Annotated in this window: 21 protein-coding genes; 11 read left to right on the top strand and 10 right to left on the bottom strand. The window is 59.3% G+C overall.

Annotation, left to right across the window (positions count from 1 at the left end):
• Nucleotides 1–119: 119 nt before the first annotated feature.
• The 3 genes from PH552_RS13430 to PH552_RS13420 are packed head-to-tail and all read left to right on the top strand — an operon-like array spanning nt 120 to nt 2,389.
• A complete protein-coding gene (locus PH552_RS13430; protein WP_112341053.1) occupies nt 120–626 on the top strand; it encodes a winged helix-turn-helix transcriptional regulator in 507 nt (168 codons plus the stop codon).
• 17 nt (nt 627–643) lie between these two features.
• Nucleotides 644–1,909: a beta-ketoacyl-ACP synthase II gene (fabF, locus tag PH552_RS13425; RefSeq protein ID WP_112340760.1), complete on the top strand. Its 1,266-nt coding sequence runs from the start codon at nt 644–646 to the stop codon at nt 1,907–1,909.
• A gap of 57 nt (nt 1,910–1,966) precedes the next feature.
• On the top strand, nt 1,967–2,389 hold the full coding sequence (locus PH552_RS13420; protein WP_112340761.1) for a DUF4864 domain-containing protein: 423 nt from the start codon (nt 1,967–1,969) through the stop codon (nt 2,387–2,389).
• 75 nt (nt 2,390–2,464) lie between these two features.
• Here PH552_RS13420 and PH552_RS13415 read toward each other — a convergent pair whose 3' ends face one another.
• From PH552_RS13415 to coaD, 7 genes are all read right to left on the bottom strand, one after another.
• Entirely contained in the window at nt 2,465–3,355 is an 891-nt protein-coding gene (locus tag PH552_RS13415) for a cell wall hydrolase (protein WP_112340762.1), read from the bottom strand.
• Nucleotides 3,356–3,608: 253 nt separating this feature from the next.
• The gene (locus PH552_RS13410) at nt 3,609–4,034 is read right to left on the bottom strand and encodes a VOC family protein (RefSeq protein WP_112340763.1); all 426 of its coding nucleotides are present in this window, start codon (nt 4,032–4,034) and stop codon (nt 3,609–3,611) included.
• Between the two features lie 245 nt (nt 4,035–4,279).
• Nucleotides 4,280–5,410: a tRNA guanosine(34) transglycosylase Tgt gene (gene tgt / locus PH552_RS13405; protein ID WP_112340764.1), complete on the bottom strand. Its 1,131-nt coding sequence runs from the start codon at nt 5,408–5,410 to the stop codon at nt 4,280–4,282.
• A gap of 6 nt (nt 5,411–5,416) precedes the next feature.
• Complete coding sequence (gene queA / locus PH552_RS13400; protein ID WP_112340765.1) at nt 5,417–6,502, bottom strand: tRNA preQ1(34) S-adenosylmethionine ribosyltransferase-isomerase QueA; 1,086 nt, start codon at nt 6,500–6,502, stop codon at nt 5,417–5,419.
• Between the two features lie 88 nt (nt 6,503–6,590).
• Complete coding sequence (locus PH552_RS13395; protein WP_112340766.1) at nt 6,591–7,100, bottom strand: peptidylprolyl isomerase; 510 nt, start codon at nt 7,098–7,100, stop codon at nt 6,591–6,593.
• Nucleotides 7,101–7,183: 83 nt separating this feature from the next.
• The gene (locus tag PH552_RS13390; RefSeq protein ID WP_112340767.1) at nt 7,184–7,756 is read right to left on the bottom strand and encodes a peptidylprolyl isomerase; all 573 of its coding nucleotides are present in this window, start codon (nt 7,754–7,756) and stop codon (nt 7,184–7,186) included.
• A gap of 29 nt (nt 7,757–7,785) precedes the next feature.
• Entirely contained in the window at nt 7,786–8,298 is a 513-nt protein-coding gene (gene coaD, locus PH552_RS13385; RefSeq protein ID WP_112340768.1) for a pantetheine-phosphate adenylyltransferase, read from the bottom strand.
• 202 nt (nt 8,299–8,500) lie between these two features.
• On the opposite strand from coaD, the gene PH552_RS13380 reads away from it, so the two are divergent.
• The 4 genes from PH552_RS13380 (at nt 8,501) to PH552_RS13365 (ending at nt 10,242) form a co-directional block, all read left to right on the top strand.
• Entirely contained in the window at nt 8,501–8,725 is a 225-nt protein-coding gene (locus PH552_RS13380; RefSeq protein WP_285166067.1) for a hypothetical protein, read from the top strand.
• 91 nt (nt 8,726–8,816) lie between these two features.
• Nucleotides 8,817–8,975: a hypothetical protein gene (locus PH552_RS13375; RefSeq protein WP_162943881.1), complete on the top strand. Its 159-nt coding sequence runs from the start codon at nt 8,817–8,819 to the stop codon at nt 8,973–8,975.
• Nucleotides 8,976–9,015: 40 nt separating this feature from the next.
• Complete coding sequence (locus tag PH552_RS13370; RefSeq protein ID WP_281023965.1) at nt 9,016–9,150, top strand: hypothetical protein; 135 nt, start codon at nt 9,016–9,018, stop codon at nt 9,148–9,150.
• Nucleotides 9,151–9,351: 201 nt separating this feature from the next.
• The gene (locus tag PH552_RS13365) at nt 9,352–10,242 is read left to right on the top strand and encodes an NAD-dependent epimerase/dehydratase family protein (protein WP_112340769.1); all 891 of its coding nucleotides are present in this window, start codon (nt 9,352–9,354) and stop codon (nt 10,240–10,242) included.
• A 149-nt stretch (nt 10,243–10,391) separates the two neighbouring features.
• Here the strand turns inward: PH552_RS13365 and gyrA are convergent, their stop codons facing one another.
• Nucleotides 10,392–13,175, bottom strand: coding sequence for a DNA gyrase subunit A (gyrA, locus tag PH552_RS13360; RefSeq protein ID WP_112340770.1), 2,784 nt, complete (start codon nt 13,173–13,175; stop codon nt 10,392–10,394).
• Between the two features lie 224 nt (nt 13,176–13,399).
• Here gyrA and PH552_RS13355 point away from each other — a divergent pair, with 224 nt between their 5' ends.
• Nucleotides 13,400–14,032, top strand: coding sequence for a MarC family protein (locus PH552_RS13355; protein ID WP_112340771.1), 633 nt, complete (start codon nt 13,400–13,402; stop codon nt 14,030–14,032).
• Between the two features lie 152 nt (nt 14,033–14,184).
• On the opposite strand, the gene PH552_RS13350 is transcribed toward PH552_RS13355, so the two are convergent.
• The gene (locus tag PH552_RS13350; protein WP_112340772.1) at nt 14,185–15,111 is read right to left on the bottom strand and encodes a LysR family transcriptional regulator; all 927 of its coding nucleotides are present in this window, start codon (nt 15,109–15,111) and stop codon (nt 14,185–14,187) included.
• Nucleotides 15,112–15,217: 106 nt separating this feature from the next.
• Here PH552_RS13350 and PH552_RS13345 point away from each other — a divergent pair, with 106 nt between their 5' ends.
• Nucleotides 15,218–15,922 (top strand): alpha/beta hydrolase, encoded by a 705-nt coding sequence (locus tag PH552_RS13345; protein ID WP_112340773.1) that lies wholly within the window; start codon nt 15,218–15,220, stop codon nt 15,920–15,922.
• 106 nt (nt 15,923–16,028) lie between these two features.
• Here PH552_RS13345 and PH552_RS13340 read toward each other — a convergent pair whose 3' ends face one another.
• On the bottom strand, nt 16,029–16,592 hold the full coding sequence (locus tag PH552_RS13340) for a single-stranded DNA-binding protein (protein ID WP_112341054.1): 564 nt from the start codon (nt 16,590–16,592) through the stop codon (nt 16,029–16,031).
• A 271-nt stretch (nt 16,593–16,863) separates the two neighbouring features.
• On the opposite strand from PH552_RS13340, the gene uvrA reads away from it, so the two are divergent.
• Together uvrA and PH552_RS13330 are read left to right on the top strand one after the other, a co-directional pair.
• Nucleotides 16,864–19,785, top strand: coding sequence for an excinuclease ABC subunit UvrA (gene uvrA, locus PH552_RS13335; protein WP_112340774.1), 2,922 nt, complete (start codon nt 16,864–16,866; stop codon nt 19,783–19,785).
• Between the two features lie 33 nt (nt 19,786–19,818).
• On the top strand, nt 19,819–20,625 hold the full coding sequence (locus PH552_RS13330; protein WP_112340775.1) for a DUF72 domain-containing protein: 807 nt from the start codon (nt 19,819–19,821) through the stop codon (nt 20,623–20,625).

The following is a 20,625-nucleotide window of genomic DNA, read 5'->3' as shown; positions in this document are numbered from 1 at the left end:
CACATCGCGCTTATTCCCATCTAGCCTCACATCAGCAGATTGAGTTCTCGTTTCGCGCACACGCCGGTTCATGATAGTAACTTGCATAATGCTAGTTACTCATGCTATCTGCCCTGCCCATGCAGAGAACCAGCTTCAGCACCTTCAAATGCCCAGCCGCCCGCGCGCTCGAAAGCGTCGGCGACTGGTGGAGCATTCTGATTCTGCGTGATGCCCTTCAGGGGTTGAGCCGGTTTGACGAATTCCAGAAGAACCTTGGAATTGCGCCGAACATCCTGACGCGTCGGCTCAAGCACCTAACCGATGAAGGCTTGTTCGAGCGGCGTCTCTATAGTGAGCGGCCGCCGCGCTACGAATATGCGCTGACCGACAAGGGTCGGGATTTCTTCCCGGTTCTGATGGCGCTTTTCACCTGGGGCAACCGGCATTTGCCTGCCGAAGAGGTCGCCGTGCGGCTAGCCGACGCCAATACCGGTGAAGACCGCGACCCGCTTCTCATCGACCGCGTCACTGGCCGCGCCTTTCAGCCTGAAGACACGATCCTCGTGCCTGGGCCTGCGGCCGACGAGGCCGTTCATGACCGCATCGCCCAGATGAAAGCATGGTTTCTGGGCTTCGACGCCTGACACAATAGGAGCAAGACATGGATCGTATCGTCGTTACCGGCATGGGGCTGGTTTCTCCCCTGGGTGTGGGTGTCAATGCGAGCTGGAAACGGCTGATCGAAGGCCGTTCCGGCCTCCGATTGCTGCCTGAGGAAATGGTAGGTGATCTCGCCGCCAAGATCGGTGGTGTCGTTCCCGATATAGCGGAGAACCTCGAAGCCGGCTTCGACGCCGACCGCTATGTGCCGGTTAAAGACCAGAAAAAGATGGACCGGTTTATCCTGTTCGCCATGGCGGCCGCCGAAGAGGCAATCCTGCAGGCCGGCTGGCAACCGACTGACGTCAGCGCTCTGGAACGGACGGCCACGATCATCGCATCGGGCGTCGGTGGCTTTCCCGCCATCGCCGATGCGGTTCGCACGGCCGAAACAAAAGGTGTGCGGCGTTTGTCGCCCTTTACGATCCCATCCTTCCTTGTCAATCTCGCCGCCGGCCAGGTCAGTATCCGTTACGGATACAAGGGACCGCTCGGCGCGCCGGTCACCGCCTGTGCCGCCAGCGTTCAGGCAATTGGCGACGCGGCGCGGCTGATCCGCTCAGGCGAGGCCGATATTGCCATCTGCGGCGGTGCCGAAGCCTGCATCGACAAGGTGAGCCTCGGCGGCTTCGCTGCAGCGCGCGCGCTCTCGACCGGCTTCAGTAACCGGCCGGAAGAAGCCTCCCGCCCCTTCGACAGCGGTCGTGACGGTTTCGTTATGGGCGAAGGCGCCGGCATGCTTGTGATCGAAACGCTGGAGCATGCGCTTGCTCGTGGTGCTACGCCGCTGGCCGAACTTGTCGGCTATGGCACAGCCGCCGATGCCTATCACATGACTGCCGGGCCGGAAGATGGCGATGGTGCGCGCCGGGCCATGCTTGCCGCCCTTTCTCAGGCTCGCATTTCGCCGGCCGAGGTCAAACACCTGAATGCGCATGCGACATCGACACAGGTCGGGGATCGTGGCGAGATGGAAGCGATCAAGACCGTCTTCGGCCGCGAGGGTGCAATTGCCGTCAGTGGCACGAAGGCCGCGACCGGCCATCTTCTGGGTGCCGCCGGCGGCATGGAGGCGATCTTCACTGTCATGGCGCTGCGCGACCAGATCGCTCCGCCGACCCGCAATCTGCAGGATCCGGATTCGGCGGCCGAGGGTATCGACATTGTTGGTGCCAAGGCGCGGCCGATGGCCATGGACTATGCGATATCCAACGGCTTTGGCTTTGGCGGCGTCAACGCCAGTGCTCTCTTCCGCCGCTGGCAGTAATCGCTTCCGCTTGATACCAAAGCGCGCTATGCTCTTCCCATATGGCTGGGATCGAACATGCGCGCTTTTTCCATAGCCGCTTTTCTCTGCTGCATCGCCTTCGCACCGGCCGCCCGCGCAGACGATCCGGTTCGAACGGCACAGAGCCTCATTGAACAACAGATCGAAGCTTTTCTGCACGATGACGCAGCGACGGCCTATTCCTTCGCCGCGCCCGGCATCAAGGCGCTCTTTCCGGACAAGGACACCTTCTTTGCCATGGTGAAGAAGAGCTATCAGCCGGTCTATCATCCCGGCAATTATGCCTTCGGCAAGAGCCGCGCGATCGACAACGGCGCGGTCGTCTATCAGGAAGTGCTGATCGCTGGCACCGACGACAAGGACTGGACCGCGATCTATCAGATAACCCGTCAGCCTGACGGCAGCTACAAGATCAATGGTGTGCAGATACTCCCAAAAGCAACGAGCGAGGGCATCTGAACATGGCTCATCCCAAACAAAACAGCGCGCCTCTGAGAAAGAAGCGCGCTGCTCGAGGGTTTGAGCCAGTTGGTGCTAGCCGCGAATTCTAAGCGAATTTTCCGCAGGCGCGTTGCCGTCAAACTCCGGGCGCGGCTGCGGAATGACGACCGTCGATGCCGGCATTGGGGTATTCGTATAGGTGGTTTCGCCGCTCGAAAGCGGTCCCGAAATTGCCATGTCCGTGGGTGCCGGTGTCGGGATCGGTACCGCAGCCGGGATCAGAACGGCACTCTGCGGCATCGTCACCACCGGGTTGGAAACAGGCGTAAAGGCCATAACCGACGAAGCGGATTGCGCCGGCTGCGTTTCCGGCAGGACGAACGGAGATTGCGGCGCACCCTGCGTGGGCACATAATTCATCGCAACCTCGTAGGCCGGAAGCGGCGCGGGCGTCTGCAATTCACCATCGCGACCACGCTTCTCATAGAACGCGTTGCCGCCGGCATAAGCGACGTAGTGCATGTTATCGTAGGGGAACCTCAGGCCCTCGGTATGGAAGAACATTGCGTCCTTCACCTGGGGATGCCGTTCGCCGCGCAGGATCTTCGAGGCAGCGACCTCAAGATCGGGCTTTGCCTGATCCTTGACCTCCCTGGTCATCACGCCTGGCGCGAACTGCTTTTCCTGGGCGACGACGCCGCAGATCGTGGGCGGATAAGCACCGGAGGTCAGGCGGTTCATTACGACCGTACCGACGGCCATGTAACCGCTCGGGTCTGAACGCTCCGATTCGAAGTACATTGCACGTTCGAGACAGTCCTTGTCCTTCGTCGTGTAATTGTACGTTACTTTCGCGCCACGAATGGGCTTGGTGGTTTTGCTGGGGGTGGGGGTTGTCTTCTGCGTCGTCGTGCAGCTGGTAGCCGCTAGACCGACAATCAATAGCCCTGAAAGACATGCCCCGAATTTACGTTGCGCCCTCAACGGCAAGTGCCTCCTATTTTCGGTAGTACAGCCCTTATCGATCAAGAGAATGCGTTTTAGCCGGATTTTTTCAAAATTCCAAGCGGCCACGCAATCAAATCAGCCAATGACGTTTTTCAAAGGCGGATGGACCGTTTATTCCGATTCGCTATTTTTCCCAATGCTTTATTGTCGCCAGGTTCATTTTGAAACACGGCCGGAAACGGAGATTGCCTAGGGCAAGTCCATTCCAGCCGGCTCAAAATGACGTTGGTTAAGGATAGCAATCAATCGATAATAAATGATTTACCAACAGGGCAAGGTCCATGCGCCAGCCGACTTCGATGAGAATTCGCCCCGGTGCAAAACAATAAAACGACCAATTGCCACGTATGGCCGAAGGTGGCTTCCAGATCTCGCAGCCACTCGATTTCGCCCGTTCGAACAACAGATCGACGGCTTCTCGAGAGGGCTGCATGAAGCCGATATGATAGGTATTGCGGCCAACAGAAACGGTATCGGCACCGCCGAATTTCTCGACAGGCCGGCTGATGACAAGTTCAAGCCCGGCATCATCGCGAAGGATGGCAAGGCCATTGGCGCCCCGCGTTTCCACCTCCGTCAGGCCGAAAACGGAAACAAAAAAATCCCGGGTCGCAGCGACATCGGGAACATGCAGATCCAGGTGGTTCAGTCTCATGACAGCTCCAAAAGGCTTTCCCGCGGAGACATGTCGGTCGATCCGGCCCACGTCAACGCGAGACACTCGACCACAATGGCCAAGTTCCGCGTCGCGGGCTCTCATCACCAATGGCAAGGAGCAGTGCTTCCATATTGGAAGGAGTTGGGCCTACCGAAACCAACCCTGCCTTTTTCGACACGCTTCTGTTAGCGCGAAATCGTCATGGGAGCAAGATCGCGTAGTGCATCCTCATCGTAGCTCAATCACACCGGCTCGAGATCGCCCCTCGCCCAATTCTCCATCGTTTCAGCCATGAAATCAGCGAAGCGGCCTTCGGCGATCGCCTGGCGGATGCCCTGCATCAGTTCCTGATAGTAGGCGAGATTATGCCAGGAGAGCAGCATGCCGCCGAGCGCTTCGTTGGCGCGGACAAGATGGTGCAGGTAGGCGCGCGAATAATCCCGTGACGCCGGGCAATTGGACTGCTCATCCAGCGGCCGCATGTCTTCGGCGTGGCGGGCGTTGCGGATGTTGACCTTGCCGCGACGCGTGAAGGCCAGTCCGTGACGGCCCGAGCGGGTCGGCATCACGCAATCGAACATGTCGATGCCGCGGGCGACCGATTTCAAAATGTCGTCGGGCGTGCCGACCCCCATCAGATAGCGCGGCTTTTCCGTCGGCAGCTCCGGAAGCGTGATCTCGAGCATACGCAGCATAACCTCCTGCGGCTCGCCGACGGCAAGGCCGCCGACTGCATAGCCCTTCAGGTCCATGCCGCTCAGTGCCTGTGCGGAGCGGACGCGCAGCTCAGGCACGTCGCCGCCCTGAACGATGCCGAACATTGCCTTGCCGGGCTGATTGCCGAAGGCCACCTTGCAGCGTTCCGCCCAGCGCAGCGACATTTCCATGGCGCGTTCGATCTCCTTCGGCGTTGCCGGCAGGGCGACGCATTCGTCGAGCTGCATCTGGATATCGGAATCGAGCAGCCCCTGGATCTCGATCGATCGTTCCGGTGACATGTGATGCAGGCTGCCATCGACATGCGATTTGAACGTGACGCCCTGCTCATCGAGTTTACGCAGACCGGACAGCGACATGACCTGGAAACCGCCGGAATCGGTGAGGATCGGATGCGGCCAGCGGATCAGCTCGTGCAGGCCGCCAAGGCGGGCGACACGCTCGGCGGTCGGGCGCAGCATCAGGTGATACGTATTGCCGAGGATGATATCGGCGCCGCTTTCGCGCACCTGATCGAGATACATGGCCTTGACGGTGCCGACCGTGCCGACAGGCATGAATGCCGGCGTGCGGATCGTGCCGCGCGGCATGGAAACTTCGCCGAGGCGCGCACCGCCGTCGGTCTTCTTCAATTGAAACTGAAAGCTCTCGCTCATCTCGTTCTAGTCTTTCCGGTAGAGCAGGCTGCCATCGCCATAGGAATAGAAGCGATAGCCCGTCTCGATAGCATGTGTATAGGCCGCGCGCATGGTATCGAGGCCCGCAAAGGCCGATACGAGCATGAACAGGGTCGAGCGCGGCAGGTGGAAATTGGTCATCAGCATATCGACGGCCTTGAAGCGGTAGCCGGGCGTGATGAAGATGCCGGTAGCACCCTGCCAGGGCTGGATGGTGCCATCGTCGGCGGCAGCACTTTCGATCAGTCTCAGCGAGGTCGTTCCGACACAGACGATGCGCCCGCCCCTCGCCTTGACGGCGTTGAGCCTGGCGGCGGTTTCGGCATCGACATAGCCAATCTCGAAATGCATCTTGTGATCATCGGTATCATCGGCCTTGACCGGCAGAAAAGTACCGGCGCCGACATGCAGCGTCACGAAATGACGCTCGACGCCCATGGCATCAAGTGCGGCAAACAGGGATGGCGTGAAATGCAGACCCGCAGTTGGTGCTGCGACGGCACCCTCTTCCCGCGCATAGATCGTCTGATAGTCGGCGCGATCGCGCTCGTCTTCCGGGCGCTTCGCAGCGATGTAGGGTGGCAGCGGAATATGCCCAACGCTGGCAATCGCCTCATCGAGGGCGGGACCGGATAGATCAAACCGCAGGGTAATCTCGCCGCCCTCGCCTTTTTCCTCGACCGTGGCGTCGAGCGAACCGAGCGCGCAGACATTTTCGCCGTGACCGAACTGGATGCGGTCACCGATCTTGATGCGCTTCCCGGGCTTGGCAAAGGCCTTCCAGCGATCCGGCGCGACACGCATATGCAGCGTCGCCGAGACCTGCTGGCCAGGCGCGCCTTCGCGATGGCGAATGCCTTCCAGCTGTGCCGGTATCACCTTGGTATTGTTGAAAACCATGGCATCGCCGGGGCGCAGGAAAGATGGCAGATCCCGCACCTGATGGTCACTCAGCGTGTTGGCACCATCGTTTGGATCGACGACGAGCAGACGCGCGCTATCGCGCGGCTCGGCGGGCCTGAGCGCGATACGCTCATCCGGCAGATCGAAGTCGAAAAGGTCAACACGCATTCAGGTCGTCCAGGCAGTTCATTCAGGCAAAGCGAAACCCGCCCCTCACGCCATAAGCGCAAGAGGCGGGTTTCAGGAATAATCACGATCAGACGTCGGCGGCAACCCGCGCGGATACGATCGAATCCGGATCCTTCACCGGTTCGCCGCGCTTGATCTGGTCGACGAATTCCATGCCGGAGATGACTTGGCCCCAGACGGAATACTGCTTGTTCAGCCAGGGAGCATCAGCGAAGCAGATGAAGAACTGGGAGTTGGCCGAGTTCGGGTTCTGCGAACGGGCCATGGAGCAGGTGCCGCGAATATGCGAGGTCGCGGAAAATTCCGCCTTCAGGTCCGGCTTGGAGGAGCCGCCCATGCCTGCGCGGCCCGGGTTGAAGGTTTCGCTGCCCTGCTTGCCGAACTGCACGTCGCCGGTCTGGGCCATGAAGCCATCGATGACGCGATGGAAGACGACGCCGTCATAGGCCTTCTCGCGGGCGAGTTCCTTGATGCGGGCGACATGCTCGGGGGCGACCTGCGGCAGAAGCTGAATGATAACCTGGCCCTTGGTGGTTTCCAGGATGAGGGTGTTTTCTGGATCCTTGATCTCAGCCATGTTCGTTTCCTCTTCTCTCTTCTTGATTGCGCATGATCCTGTCCAAAAATCGCGTCGAGCTTTTTGGGATCATGCCTGTGACATTACTTCTTGGTGACCGTAACCTTGATCATCTTGTCCGGGTTGCTCACTTCGCCGTTCTGACCTTCGCCGCGCTTGATCTTGTCGACAAGCTCCATGCCGGAGATGACCTTGCCGACGACCGTGTATTGACCATTCAGGAAAGCACCATCAGCGAACATGATGAAGAACTGCGAATTGGCGGAATTCGGGTCCTGCGCGCGTGCCATGCCGACGGTGCCGCGCTGGAACGGAACCTTCGAGAATTCGGCCGGAAGGTTCGGCAGGTCGGAACCGCCGGTGCCGGCCTTGTTCGGATCGTAGCTCTTCGTCGCATTGCCGTACTGGACGTCGCCGGTCTGGGCCATGAAGCCATCGATGACGCGGTGGAAGACGACGTTGTCGTAAGCACCCTTCTTGGCCAGCGCTTCGATCTGCGCGACATGCTTCGGCGCAACTTCGGGCATCAGCTGGACGACGACAGGGCCGTCCTTGAGCTGGATCGTCAGGAGATCGGCGGCCGCAGCCGAGATTGCGCTGCCTGCGAATGCGGCAAGGCTCAAAGCGCCTGCCAATGCGATATGAAAGAGTTTCATTAGTGCTCCGTTCGGAAATGAATTCGGGCTCAGTTTTTGACGCTGGCCGTATCTTTGAGTTTGCCGGTCAGGGCTTCCAGAACCGCTGACGGCACAAAGGCGCTGACATCGCCGCCCATGGATGCGATCTGCCGCACCAATGTGGCGGTTATGGGCCGCGAGGCCGTACCGGCGGGCAGAAACAGCGTCTGGATATCCGGCGCCATCTGCCGGTTCATGCCGGCCATCTGCATTTCATAGTCGAGGTCGGTGCCATCGCGCAGGCCGCGCACCAGCAAGGTGGCGCCATGGGCGCGGGCGGCATCGACGACCAGATTGTCGAAGGCGACGACGGAAATGGCACCCGCCTTCTGCGGCACAGCCTCGGCGAGCGATCTGCGGATCAGCTCCGCCCGCTCCTCGAAGGAGAAGAGCGGCTTCTTGCCGGGATGAATGCCGATCGCGACGATCACATTCGAGGCAACGTTCAACGCCTGCACGAGGACATCCAGATGTCCATTGGTCATCGGGTCGAAGGATCCGGGATAAAAGGCTGTCGTCATACCAGGCCGGCTCGTTGTTTTGACGCCTTTTGTCACGGATGGGGCCGCATCGCAAGTCATTTGCAACCCGGGGACCGCCTCTGAACATCGGATGAACGCGACGTTCAAGCCTGTTTCAGCTCGACAATGCTTTACTGGCTTCAACATCGAAACGGGCCCTGGCTCAATGGCTCATCGATCTCCGTCTCAGGGAAATCATTCCATGCTCGTCTTCATTATCGCAGGCGCCATCGTCGGTTCATTTCTGGTCGAATACCTCGTTCATCTTTTCGCCGACAATTATGAGATCGAATGGGATTCTGATTTTGAAAGCGGCAAAGATGTCGATTTTGCCCAAGAAATCGCCACTGCCATGCGCAAAACGCATCGCGAATCTGAACGCCAGATGAACAAGCTATTCAAGGTCGCTTCAGGCGCGCATTGCTAGATAGACCTCAAGATCGGCGGAACCATTTAGGAAACGCCGCGTTAACAGTCCGAAACTCAGCTCGCGTATTGCGGCAAGAAGGAAGAAGAGTATGCCCGACAAGATCACCCTCATTAACGTTGTTTGGATGGCCATGATTTCGGGAATGCTCGCGGCAACCGTTGCACTTTACGATCAGAAACCCGACCAGTCGAAGGTCTACGGTCCCTTTGCTTCGGCTCGTCCCTTCGTTGCCACGAGCCAATACTAAAGGGATCTGAACGCTAGTCCCACCAAAGGAGGGAGCGATCATGTTCACAATTTTGACGCTGCTTACGCTTTTTATCAGCATCATGTTCATCGTGTCAGTCGCATCCACCATTTCGGCGCTCCATCGCGAAAGCGAAGAGAGCAAGAGATTGCATAAGCGTCATAAGACGCTCTGATCTCCGCGTACCGAGCATCCTCTCCCCGCCAGATGCTCGGATGGACCATGAACCGGACGCTACCCGCCAGCGTCCGGTTTTTTATTGCCAATACATTGACCTTCGCATCCTGTCACCCTCCGCAAGCATATGATCTTGCTTCGAGAAGCGCGGCGGTAGCCACGATCGTGCTATGATGAGTCGGTTCAATGGGGGATCGACATGCGCGTTATTCTGACAGGCAGTTCAGGGCGGCTTGGCCGAGCAATCTTCAACGTGCTGTCGGCAAATCACTCAACCGTAGGAATCGATCGTTCGCCGTTTTCGACAACGCATCTCGTCGGAGATTTTACCGATGCGGTGCTGCTGCGCCAAGCGTTGGCTGGTGCGGATGCGATCGTCCATTGCGCAGCGCTGCACGCTCCACATGTCGGAACGATCTCCGACGATGAATTTCGCCGCATCAATGTGGAGGGAACGCGTTTTCTGGCAGAAGCGTCCCTCGCGGCCGGTGTGAGGCGGCTGGTGTTTACGAGCACGACGGCGCTTTATGGCCACGCAGCCGCTCCCGGCCGTTGCACATGGATTGATGAAGACACCGCGCCACAACCGAAAAGCATCTATCACCGCACGAAACTGGAAGCCGAACGGATCCTGGCGGACATGGCCGGTCCAGATTTGCAGGTACGCGTTTTACGCATGTCTCGAAGCTTTCCGGAACCGGCCGATGTGATGGCCGCCTACCGGCTGCACCGTGGCGTCGATATCCGGGACGTGGCCGATGCCCATCTCGTGGCATTGACGAATGGCGGCAGGGATTTTCAGCGGCATATCATTTCAGCCGGCACGCTGTTCAAACCCGAGGATTGCGAGGCACTCGCCGTTGACGCAGCCTCCATCATCCGATTGCGTGCTCCGGGCCTCGCTGCGATATTTGCACAGCAAAACTGGTCTCTGCCGCAAAGCATCGATCGCATCTACGCCTCGAAATCCGCAGGCACGGTCCTCGGATGGCATTTCCGCTTTGGCTATGACGAGGTTCTCGCTCAGCTTGATCGGGAAAGCCTCGAGGTTCTGCCACCCTTCTCCCGAGACAATAAGCAGTCCGAGTAGATCCTACCGCGATCCTCCGGCAAGTCAGCCTGTGCTCCAAAAACAATCGCACGAGCCTGTTGCCAAGCTCATGCGATTGAAAAATTTCCATTTTCAAGCAGGTCAGTCGGATCGGTGTCCAGCTTTCCCGACCGGATTGCAGCGCGATTTTATTCTGCGCCGCCACCCTCGACATCTCCTGCCTCGCCGGCAACAGCGTCATCTTCGGCCGTTGCATCATCTTCGCCTTCCGGCTCGCTGATGCGCTCGACGGACACGACCTTCTCATCCTTCGCAGTGGAGAAGATGGTGACGCCCTTGGTGGCGCGGCTGGCGATGCGAATGCCACCGACGGGCACGCGGATCAGCTGACCGCCATCCGACACGAGCATGATCTGATCGCCGTCCTCGACCGGGAAGGCGGCGACAAGTTCGCCGATCTCGCCCGTCTTCGACGTATCGGTGGCGCGGATACCCTTGCCGCCGCGGCCGGAGATGCGGAAATCATACGAAGACGACCGCTTGCCGAAGCCCTTTTCCGAGACCGTTAGAACGAACTGTTCGAGCGCCTTGAGTTCTTCATAACGCTCGTCGCTGAGCTGCCCCTCTTCGGTGACCTCTTCGCCGACCAGCGCAATCTCCTCGTCGTCTCCCGTTGCGGAGCGGCGCTCGTTGACGGAGCGCTTCAGATAGGCGGCACGCTCCCAGGGCTCTGCATTCACATGCCGGACGATCGTCATCGAGATGATCCGGTCTCCGGATGCAAGACTGATGCCGCGCACGCCGATGGAGTTGCGGCCGGCAAAGACGCGCACGTCCGAAACCGAGAAACGAATGCACTGGCCGAGCGCCGTCGTCATCAGCACGTCGTCATGCTCGGTGCAGGTCTCGACGGAGAGGATTTCGTCACCCTCCTCCTCGAGCTTCATGGCGATCTTGCCGTTGCGGTTGACCTGCACGAAATCCGACAGCTTGTTGCGGCGCACGGTTCCGCGCGTCGTCGTGAACATGACGTCGAGATTATCCCAGCTATCCTCATCCTCGGGCAGAGGCATGATCGTGGTGATGCGTTCGCCGGGCTCCAGCGGCAGCATGTTGATCAGCGCCTTGCCGCGTGATGTCGGCGTGCCGATGGGCAGACGCCAGACCTTTTCCTTATAGACGATACCACGGGACGAGAAGAACAGGACGGGCGTGTGCGTATTGAGAACAAATAGCCGCGTAACGAAATCTTCATCGCGGGTCGTCATGCCCGAGCGGCCCTTGCCGCCACGGCGCTGCGCACGATAGGTGGTCAGCGGCACGCGCTTGATGTAGCCGAGATGGGAAACGGTGACGACCATGTCCTCGCGGGCGATCAGATCCTCATCGTCCATCTCGAGACCACCATCGACGATCTCGGTGCGGCGCGGCGTTCCGAACTCGTCGCGAACAGCAGCAAGCTCTTCTTTTACAATGGCTTGGATGCGGGCCCGTGACGAGAGAATATCCAGATAGTCCTTGATTTCGACGCCGATCTGGTTGAGCTCTTCGTCGATTTCATCGCGACCGAGAGCGGTCAGACGTGCGAGACGCAGTTCGAGGATCGCGCGGGCCTGCTCTTCCGAGAGATTGTAGGTGCCATCCTCATTGATGCGGTGACGGGGATCATCGATTAGCCGGATAAGCGATTCGACGTCTGCAGCATTCCAGCGGCGCGTCATCAGCTCTTCGCGGGCCGATTGCGGATCCGGCGCCTGGCGGATGACACGGATGACTTCATCGATATTGGCGACGGCAATCGCCAGGCCGACCAACACATGAGCGCGATCACGCGCCTTGCGCAGCAGATACTTCGTGCGGCGGCTGATGACTTCCTCGCGGAAGGCCACGAAGGCGCGCAGCATGTCCATCAGGTTCATCTGCTCCGGCTTGCCGCCGTTCAACGCCACCATGTTGCAGCCGAAAGAGGTCTGCAGCGGCGTATAGCGATAAAGCTGGTTCAGGATGACGTCGGCATTGGCATCGCGCTTCAGCTCGACGACCACGCGATATCCCTGGCGGTCGGATTCGTCGCGCAGATCCGAGATGCCCTCGATGCGCTTCTCGCGCACGAGTTCGGCCATCTTCTCGATCATCGACGCCTTGTTCACCTGATAGGGAATCTCGGTGATGATGATCTGCTCGCGATCGCCGCGCATCGGCTCGATGGTCGCGACACCGCGCATGACGACCGAACCGCGCCCCGTCTCATAGGCGGAGCGGATGCCGGCACGGCCGAGAATTTTCGCACCCGTCGGGAAATCCGGGCCTGGGATGATCTCCATCATCTCGGGCAGCTCGATTGCCGGATTATCGATCAGCGCAATGCAGCCGTTGATGACTTCGGAAAGATTGTGCGGCGGAATGTTGGTCGCCATGCCGACGGCGATACCGCCTGAACCGTTGACAAGCAGGTTCGGGAAGCGCGCCGGCAGAACCTTCGGCTCCTCCGTCGTGGCGTCGTAGTTTTCCTGGAAATCGACCGTTTCCTTGTCGATATCCTCCAGAAGCTCATGGGCGACCTTCGCCAGGCGCGATTCCGTATAACGCATCGCCGCCGGCGGGTCGCCGTCGATGGAGCCGAAATTGCCCTGCCCGTCGATGAGCGGCACGCGCATCGACCAGTCCTGCGCCATGCGGACCAAGGCGTCATAGATCGAGGCGTCGCCATGCGGGTGATAGCTACCCATGACGTCAGCGACGGGACGGGCCGACTTCACATATTTGCGGTTCCAGTGATAACCGCTCTGATGCGCCGCATAGAGGATGCGCCGATGAACGGGCTTGAGACCGTCTCGAACGTCGGGAAGCGCGCGGCTGACGATGACGCTCATGGCGTAATCGAGATACGACCGCTGCATTTCCTCCATGATGGAAATCGGCTCGATGCCTGGCGGGAGCTTCCCGCCGCCGGGTGGTGTTTGCTCAGTCAAAACAGATCACGATCTCTTTTAGAATCACTGCGAAATTTATAGCCGAAAGGCCTGGCGAGCGCCAATTTGGGCCGGTGTTTTTGAACAGGTTTTGCCCCTTTAAGCCATGGAATCGAACATTTCCATGGCGAAACTGATCGACACCGACGCATGACCCTTTGCCAAAGCCCATTCGTCGCATAACAATGCTTGATAACAGCGACAGAATAAGCTTTGGGGACTATATGGCGAGCGCGGATACGCTGATCAATGCCTTCACGACTCTGCTTGTCACTGTCGATCCGCCGGGGCTTGCACCGCTTTTCATCGGACTTACGGCTGGCATGAATCGCTCCGAGCGCAAACAGGTGGCTCTGCGCGGCTCGCTGATCGCCTTCTTCATCCTGGCAGCCTTCGCTCTATTCGGAGCGAGCGTGCTTGGCGTGCTCGGCATCTCCATCGGCGCCTTCCGCATTGCCGGCGGCCTGCTGCTCTTCTGGATCGCCTTCGAGATGGTGTTCGAGCGGCGGCAGGACAGGAAAGAGAAGACGACCGAAGTCGCGATCACGCAGGATCACATCCGCAATATCGCGGTCTTCCCCCTCGCCCTGCCCTTGATTGCCGGTCCCGGCGCCATCTCGGCCACCATTCTGTTGGCCGGCTCGCTACAGACGACGCTTGACCGCGCGCAGCTGATCGGCGTCATCGCCGTCAACCTCGCCCTGGTCTTTGCAGCCCTTGCCATTTCCGACAGGCTCGACCGTATGCTGGGCGCAACCGGCCGCGCCATTCTAACCCGCCTGCTCGGGGTTATCCTTGCGGCGCTTGCCGCGCAGTTCGTCGTGGATGGGGCAAGGGCGGCGCTGACCCTTTCGTGACAAAGCCCGGCATGAGGCGAGCTTTCAAAGTTCTCCCGCGTATGCTCAGCTCAGAAGGGGATGTCATCATCCAGATCGCGCGAGAAATTGCCGCCACCGCCCTGGTTGCCACCACTACGGTTGCCCCAGCTTCGCCGGATCCGGAGCCGTTCCTATTGTGAGGCTTCCGCGTATCGGATGATGCTTTGATTTTGCACGTTTTCGACCAATTCATCCGCTCGAGATAGAAGCCGGCGGAGCAAGGGAGAGGAATTTGCTTCGCTGTATCCCAGAGTGAGATCGACTGTCGGAGGCACACCTTCGAGCGCTCTGGCAACAACGTTTGGTGCCAGTATATTTTGCGCATAAAGCGGGAGAAGAGTAACTCCGCCAGTGGATGCGACGAGCGACATTGCCGACGATATGTTCTCGCCTTCGTATTTTGCCTTGAGTACGATCCCGGCGCTCGATGCGTAATCCTGGATGACAGCTTGCAATACCGGCGACGTTCTTGCCGAGCTGACGTAAATTTCGCTGGCGAGATCTTCCGGCCGAATCTTTTTGCGAGATGCCAAGCGATGGCTCGCCGGCAGCACGGCGAGTAGCGGCTCCTTCGCCAGCAGTTTGAAAGATAGGCCTAAACTTTGTTTCTCAGGGCGAAGGAAGGCCATGTCCAACTTTCCGCGCATAAGTGCAAGAGCAAGCTCCGGGGAGGATAGACTACACAATGTGATCTCGGTCTCCGGCGCCTCCTCGCGGATCATGCGCAATAGGTGAGGTAGCCACGTGACCTCCAGCCCGACCAGAAATCCCATAGCGAGTGTGGGCCTCTTCGGCTCTGCCGTTCGTCGGGCGCCTTCGATGGCCGCCTCGACTTGTAGAAGCGCCAGCCGAGCATGATCCAGAAAAACGCGCCCCGCATCCGTAAGCACAACTCCGCGTGCCTGTCGCTCGAACAGCTGAACGCCGACTTCAGATTCGAGATCGCGAATCTGCCGGCTCAACGATGGCTGCGAGGTGTTCAGTCGCCGTTGGGCAGCGGTCAATAAACTGCCCTGCTCGGCAACCGCAATGAAGTAGCGTAAATGGCGGAGTTCCATCCGATCCTCGCTATACTTCCAAGGCATAGGTCAAACGTACAAAGTCTTTGTCGCAGATGGAAGTGAAATCTACCTTCGCGCTGTAATCAACGAAGGAGAAAACAAAATGTCTACGGCATCCAAGCCTACCATCGTATTCTGCCATGGCCTCTGGGCGGATGGTTCATGCTTCAGCAAGGTGATAACGGTCCTGCAGGCGGACGGGCATGAGGTGATCGCCGTCCAATATGGCCTGGATTCATTCGAAGAGGATGTGGCAACGATCAAGCGCACGCTCAATCGCGTCGGCAGCCCTGTCATCCTCGTCGGCCATTCCTATGGTGGCGCGACCATTACGGCGGCCGGCATTGACCCGCGCGTGGTCGGCCTTGTCTATATCGCGGCCGTCGCCCCTGATGCGGGCGAAACCGTGCAGGACCAACTCAACAAATATCCCTCGGACATCTTCGGTTACGTTGAGATTGCTGACAACCGTGCTTGGCTGCTGCCGAGCGGCACCCAGTTCTTTTGTGGCGACCTTTCACAAGACGAGCAGAAGCTGGTTTGGGCGACCCATTTCGCGCCTGGCGCCGACGTGCTCAACCAGCAGAAGCTAGCGGCAGACCAGGTGGCGTGGCGGACCAAGCCGAGCTGGTATGTACTTGCGACCGAGGACCACACCGTGCATCCCGATCTCCAGCGCTGGGTTTCGAAGCGCATGGGGGCGACTGTTACCGAGGTGGCAAGCAGCCATGTGCCGATGCTCTCCCAGCCCGCCGCCGTCATCGAAGTAATCCGGAAGGCGGTGGGCGCTGTTCAGAACGGCTGGTGAAAGCCATTATTCACTCAACGAATGGTGAGAGACTGCCCGCAGGGCGGTCTCTCTTACCTATGTGAAGCGTACGGCTTTATTTTACAGAACGTTCCACCCTCTTATCTCAGAACGGGATGTCGTCATCCAGATCGCGCGAAAAATTACCGGCGCCCTGGCTGCCACCGCCACGATTGCCTCCCCCGCTGCGGGATGAGCCCTGCGCGGAGGATTGACCATAATCGTCGCCGCCACCGTAGTCGCCGCCATAACCGCCGCCGAAATCACCACCGCCACGGCCACCACGGCTGCCGCCTTCAATGGAGCCGCCGCCTTCGCCGCGGCCATCGAGCATGGTCAGCGTCGAATTGAAGCCCTGCAGCACGACTTCGGTCGAATAGCGGTCCTGACCGCTTTGATCCTGCCACTTGCGGGTCTGCAGCGCACCTTCGATGTAAACCTTGGCGCCTTTCTTCAAATACTGTTCCGCGACTTTGCAGAGACCTTCATTGAAGATGACCACACGGTGCCACTCGGTCTTTTCCTTACGCTCACCGGAATTGCGGTCGCGCCAGGTTTCCGAGGTCGCAATGTTGAGGTTGGCGATCGGGCGGCCGTCCTGCGTGCGGCGGATTTCCGGGTCCGCCCCGAGATTTCCAACCAGAATTACCTTATTCACACTACCGGCCATGACACCACCCTGCTTGCCGCCCATCGACGGCTTTGAAATTCTATCGGCGCACCTTAACCCATAGCGGCTGTCAGGTGCTATTTATGCGGCCTTCCCAGTTCCGTTCATCCACAAAGAAATCGCCGCGATGATTTTGTTCTTTATTTGTTCTAATTTATCCCTATGATGATGTCAACGGAATCGAAAACCCGGCTCTACTCTTCATTTCAGCCTCGACTCGCGGGCTGACATCACTAAATAAAGGCAGACTCCAAGGGACCTGCATACGACGATGAGCGAACTGAAGACTATTTCCATACGTGGTGCGCGCGAGCACAATCTCAAGGGCATCGATCTTGACCTGCCACGCAACAAGCTGATCGTCATGACCGGCCTTTCCGGCTCCGGCAAGTCGTCGCTCGCCTTTGATACGATCTATGCCGAGGGCCAGCGTCGCTATGTCGAAAGCCTTTCGGCCTACGCACGCCAGTTCCTGGAAATGATGCAGAAGCCTGATGTCGACCAGATCGACGGGCTCTCGCCGGCGATCTCGATCGAGCAGAAGACCACCTCACGCAATCCGCGCTCGACGGTCGGCACGGTCACGGAAATCTACGACTATATGCGTCTGCTGTTTGCCCGCGTCGGCGTTCCCTATTCGCCTGTGACGGGCCTGCCGATCGAGAGCCAGACGGTCAGCCAAATGGTCGACCGCGTTCTCGCTTATGACGAAGGCACCAGGCTTTACATCCTGGCACCGCTCGTGCGCGGGCGTAAGGGCGAATACAAGAAGGAACTGGCGGAGCTCATGAAAAAGGGCTTCCAGCGCGTCAAGGTCGACGGCCAGTTCTACGAGATCGCCGATGTGCCTGTTCTCGACAAGAAATACAAGCACGACATCGACGTGGTCGTCGACCGTATCGTCGTCCGGCCCGACATGGCGGCGCGTCTCGCCGACAGCTTCGAGACCTCGCTGCGTCTTGCCGACGGTCTTGCCGTCGCGGAATTCGCCGACAAGCCGTTGCCGCCTGAAGAGACCGCTGCCGGCGGTTCGGCCAACAAGTCGTTGAATGAGACGCATGAGCGCGTGCTATTCTCCGAGAAATTCGCCTGTCCGGTTTCCGGCTTCACCATTCCGGAAATCGAGCCGCGGTTATTCTCCTTCAACAATCCCTTCGGCGCCTGCCCGTCCTGCGACGGGCTGGGCTCGCAGCAGAAGATCGATCCGGAACTGATCGTGCCGGAGCCGGAACGTACGCTGCGCGATGGCGCGATCGCTCCGTGGGCCAAGTCGACCTCACCCTATTACAACCAGACGCTGGAAGCGCTCGGCAAGCATTACGGCTTCAAGCTCGGCAATCGCTGGAACGAGCTGTCCGACAAGGCCAAGGATGTCATTCTGAACGGCACGGAAGACAAGATCGAATTCCATTATGCCGACGGTGCGCGCTCCTACACCACGCACAAGAATTTCGAAGGCATCGTGCCGAACCTCGAGCGGCGCTGGAAGGAAACGGATTCCGCCTGGGCGCGCGAGGAGATCGAACGCTTCATGTCGGCCGCCCCCTGCCCGGCCTGCAACGGCTATCGCCTGAAACCGGAAGCCCTGGCGGTCAAGATCAACAAACTGCACATCAGCCAGGTGGCGGAGATGTCCATTCGTGTTGCCCGCGACTGGTTCGACGCGCTGCCGGGAACGTTCACTGACAAGCAGAACGAGATTGCTGTCCGCATCCTCAAGGAAATCCGCGATCGCCTGCGCTTCCTCAACGATGTCGGTCTCGAATATCTGAGCCTGTCGCGCAATTCAGGCACGCTGTCCGGCGGCGAGAGCCAGCGCATCCGGCTTGCATCGCAGATCGGTTCAGGATTGACGGGCGTTCTCTACGTTCTCGACGAGCCCTCCATCGGACTGCATCAGCGCGACAATGCCCGCCTGCTGGAAACGCTGAAGCATCTGCGAGATATCGGCAACACCGTCATCGTCGTCGAGCATGATGAGGATGCGATCCTGACCGCAGATGATGTGGTCGATATCGGCCCGGCAGCTGGCGTCCATGGCGGCCAGGTGGTGGCGCATGGCACGCCGCAGGATATCATGGCGAACCCGAAGTCACTGACCGGTAAATATCTTTCCGGCGAACTCGGCGTGCCGGTTCCGGATGAGCGCCGCAAGCCCAAGAAGGGCAAGGAAATCAAAGTCGTCGGCGCGAGAGGGAACAACCTCAAGAATGTCACGGCGTCTATCCCGCTCGGCGTCTTCACGGCGGTTACCGGCGTGTCCGGCGGCGGCAAGTCCACCTTCCTGATCGAGACGCTTTACAAGTCGGCGGCACGCCGCGTCATGGGCGCCCGCGAAATCCCGGCCGATCACGACCGCATCGACGGTTTCGAACATATCGACAAGGTCATCGATATCGACCAGTCGCCGATCGGCCGCACGCCGCGATCGAACCCTGCGACCTATACCGGCGCCTTCACGCCGATCCGTGACTGGTTCGCCGGATTGCCGGAAGCCAAGGCTCGCGGCTATCAGCCCGGCCGTTTCTCCTTCAACGTTAAGGGAGGCCGCTGCGAGGCCTGCCAGGGCGACGGCGTCATCAAGATCGAGATGCACTTCCTGCCCGACGTCTACGTCACCTGCGACGTCTGCCACGGCAAGCGCTATAACCGCGAAACTCTCGACGTGACCTTCAAGGGCAAGTCGATCGCCGACGTGCTCGACATGACGGTCGAAGAAGGCGTCGATTTCTTTGCGGCCGTTCCCGCCGTGCGCGACAAGCTGCAGAGCCTGAAGGATGTCGGCCTCGGCTATATCAAGGTGGGACAGCAGGCCAATACGCTTTCAGGTGGCGAAGCGCAGCGCGTCAAGCTAGCCAAGGAATTGTCGAAGCGATCGACGGGCCGCACGCTCTACATCCTCGACGAACCCACAACCGGACTGCACTTCCACGATGTCGCCAAGCTTCTGGAAATGCTGCACGAACTGGTCAATCAGGGCAATTCGGTTGTCGTCATCGAGCACAATCTCGAAGTCATCAAGACCGCCGACTGGATCCTTGATTTCGGTCCGGAAGGTGGCGATGGCGGCGGCGAGATCGTTGCCGTTGGAACGCCGGAAGCGGTCGTCAACGAAAAGCGCTCCTATACGGGACAGTTCCTGAGGGAACTGCTGGAGCGGCGTCCGGTGAAGAAGGTTGCGGCGGCGGAGTGAGGTTCACCCGGCTGAATGTCCAAGGAGGAGAGAATGACCAAAGCGGGCGAAATCCGCACAGGCATAGGCGGCTGGACCTTCGAACCCTGGCGCGGGACTTTCTATCCTGACACGCTGAAGCAGAAGGATGAGCTGAATTACGCCAGCCGCCAGCTGAAGGTGATCGAGGTCAACGGCACCTATTACAGCACGCAGAAGCCTGAGGTTTTCGCCAAATGGGCTGCCGACGTTCCTGACGGCTTCATCTTCTCCCTGAAGGCGACACGTTTCGTCACCAACCGCCGCGTGCTTGCCGAAGCGGGCGAGTCCATGCAGCGCTTTCTGGAATCCGGCATCAGCGAGCTCGGCGATCATCTCGGTCCGCTGCTCTGGCAGTTCGCGCCGACGAAGAAATTCGATCCGGATGACTTCGAGGCATTCCTGAAGCTGCTGCCGGCGAAACAGGATGGGCTTGCACTCAAGCATGTCGTCGAAGTCCGGCACGATTCCTTCAAGGTGCCGGAATTCATTGCGCTGCTTGAAAAGTATAATGTGGCGCCGGTTTGCGCCGAGCATTTCGAATATCCGATGATCGCCGACGTGACCGCAGATTTCGTCTATGCCCGCCTGCAGAAAGGCTCGGACGATATCAAGACCTGCTATCCACCGAAAGATCTGAAAGCCTGGGCCGATCGCTTGAAAACATGGGCCGCCGGCAAGGTGCCGGACGACCTGCCGCTGATCGATGCGAAACGCAAGGTCAAGGTCGAGCCGCGCGACGTCTTTGCCTTCATGATCCATGAGGGCAAGGTAAATGCACCGCCCGGTGCGATCGCCTTGCAGCAGGAAGTGGCGAAATAG

Source organism: Rhizobium aureum, from assembly GCF_030182495.1.
In the GTDB taxonomy this organism is placed as follows: Bacteria; Pseudomonadota; Alphaproteobacteria; order Rhizobiales; family Rhizobiaceae; genus Rhizobium; species Rhizobium tropici_C.
Note: the sequence above shows the minus strand (reverse complement) of the source record. Positions and strands in the feature narration are given on the sequence as shown.

What these genes read in the sequence shown, in the direction of transcription:
- PH552_RS13390 (WP_112340767.1), bottom strand. Translation starts at nt 7,756, where the DNA reads ATGAAACTCTTTCATATCGCATTGGCAGGCGCTTTGAGCCTTGCCGCA.
- coaD (WP_112340768.1), bottom strand. Translation starts at nt 8,298, where the DNA reads ATGACGACAGCCTTTTATCCCGGATCCTTCGACCCGATGACCAATGGA.
- queA (WP_112340765.1), bottom strand. Translation starts at nt 6,502, where the DNA reads ATGCGTGTTGACCTTTTCGACTTCGATCTGCCGGATGAGCGTATCGCG.
- PH552_RS13375 (WP_162943881.1), top strand. Translation starts at nt 8,817, where the DNA reads ATGCCCGACAAGATCACCCTCATTAACGTTGTTTGGATGGCCATGATT.
- fabF (WP_112340760.1), top strand. Translation starts at nt 644, where the DNA reads ATGGATCGTATCGTCGTTACCGGCATGGGGCTGGTTTCTCCCCTGGGT.
- PH552_RS13380 (WP_285166067.1), top strand. Translation starts at nt 8,501, where the DNA reads ATGCTCGTCTTCATTATCGCAGGCGCCATCGTCGGTTCATTTCTGGTC.
- PH552_RS13365 (WP_112340769.1), top strand. Translation starts at nt 9,352, where the DNA reads ATGCGCGTTATTCTGACAGGCAGTTCAGGGCGGCTTGGCCGAGCAATC.
- PH552_RS13410 (WP_112340763.1), bottom strand. Translation starts at nt 4,034, where the DNA reads ATGAGACTGAACCACCTGGATCTGCATGTTCCCGATGTCGCTGCGACC.
- PH552_RS13430 (WP_112341053.1), top strand. Translation starts at nt 120, where the DNA reads ATGCAGAGAACCAGCTTCAGCACCTTCAAATGCCCAGCCGCCCGCGCG.
- PH552_RS13340 (WP_112341054.1), bottom strand. Translation starts at nt 16,592, where the DNA reads ATGGCCGGTAGTGTGAATAAGGTAATTCTGGTTGGAAATCTCGGGGCG.
- PH552_RS13370 (WP_281023965.1), top strand. Translation starts at nt 9,016, where the DNA reads ATGTTCACAATTTTGACGCTGCTTACGCTTTTTATCAGCATCATGTTC.
- PH552_RS13330 (WP_112340775.1), top strand. Translation starts at nt 19,819, where the DNA reads ATGACCAAAGCGGGCGAAATCCGCACAGGCATAGGCGGCTGGACCTTC.
- PH552_RS13395 (WP_112340766.1), bottom strand. Translation starts at nt 7,100, where the DNA reads ATGGCTGAGATCAAGGATCCAGAAAACACCCTCATCCTGGAAACCACC.
- PH552_RS13420 (WP_112340761.1), top strand. Translation starts at nt 1,967, where the DNA reads ATGCGCGCTTTTTCCATAGCCGCTTTTCTCTGCTGCATCGCCTTCGCA.
- uvrA (WP_112340774.1), top strand. Translation starts at nt 16,864, where the DNA reads ATGAGCGAACTGAAGACTATTTCCATACGTGGTGCGCGCGAGCACAAT.
- PH552_RS13345 (WP_112340773.1), top strand. Translation starts at nt 15,218, where the DNA reads ATGTCTACGGCATCCAAGCCTACCATCGTATTCTGCCATGGCCTCTGG.
- tgt (WP_112340764.1), bottom strand. Translation starts at nt 5,410, where the DNA reads ATGAGCGAGAGCTTTCAGTTTCAATTGAAGAAGACCGACGGCGGTGCG.
- PH552_RS13355 (WP_112340771.1), top strand. Translation starts at nt 13,400, where the DNA reads ATGGCGAGCGCGGATACGCTGATCAATGCCTTCACGACTCTGCTTGTC.
- PH552_RS13350 (WP_112340772.1), bottom strand. Translation starts at nt 15,111, where the DNA reads ATGGAACTCCGCCATTTACGCTACTTCATTGCGGTTGCCGAGCAGGGC.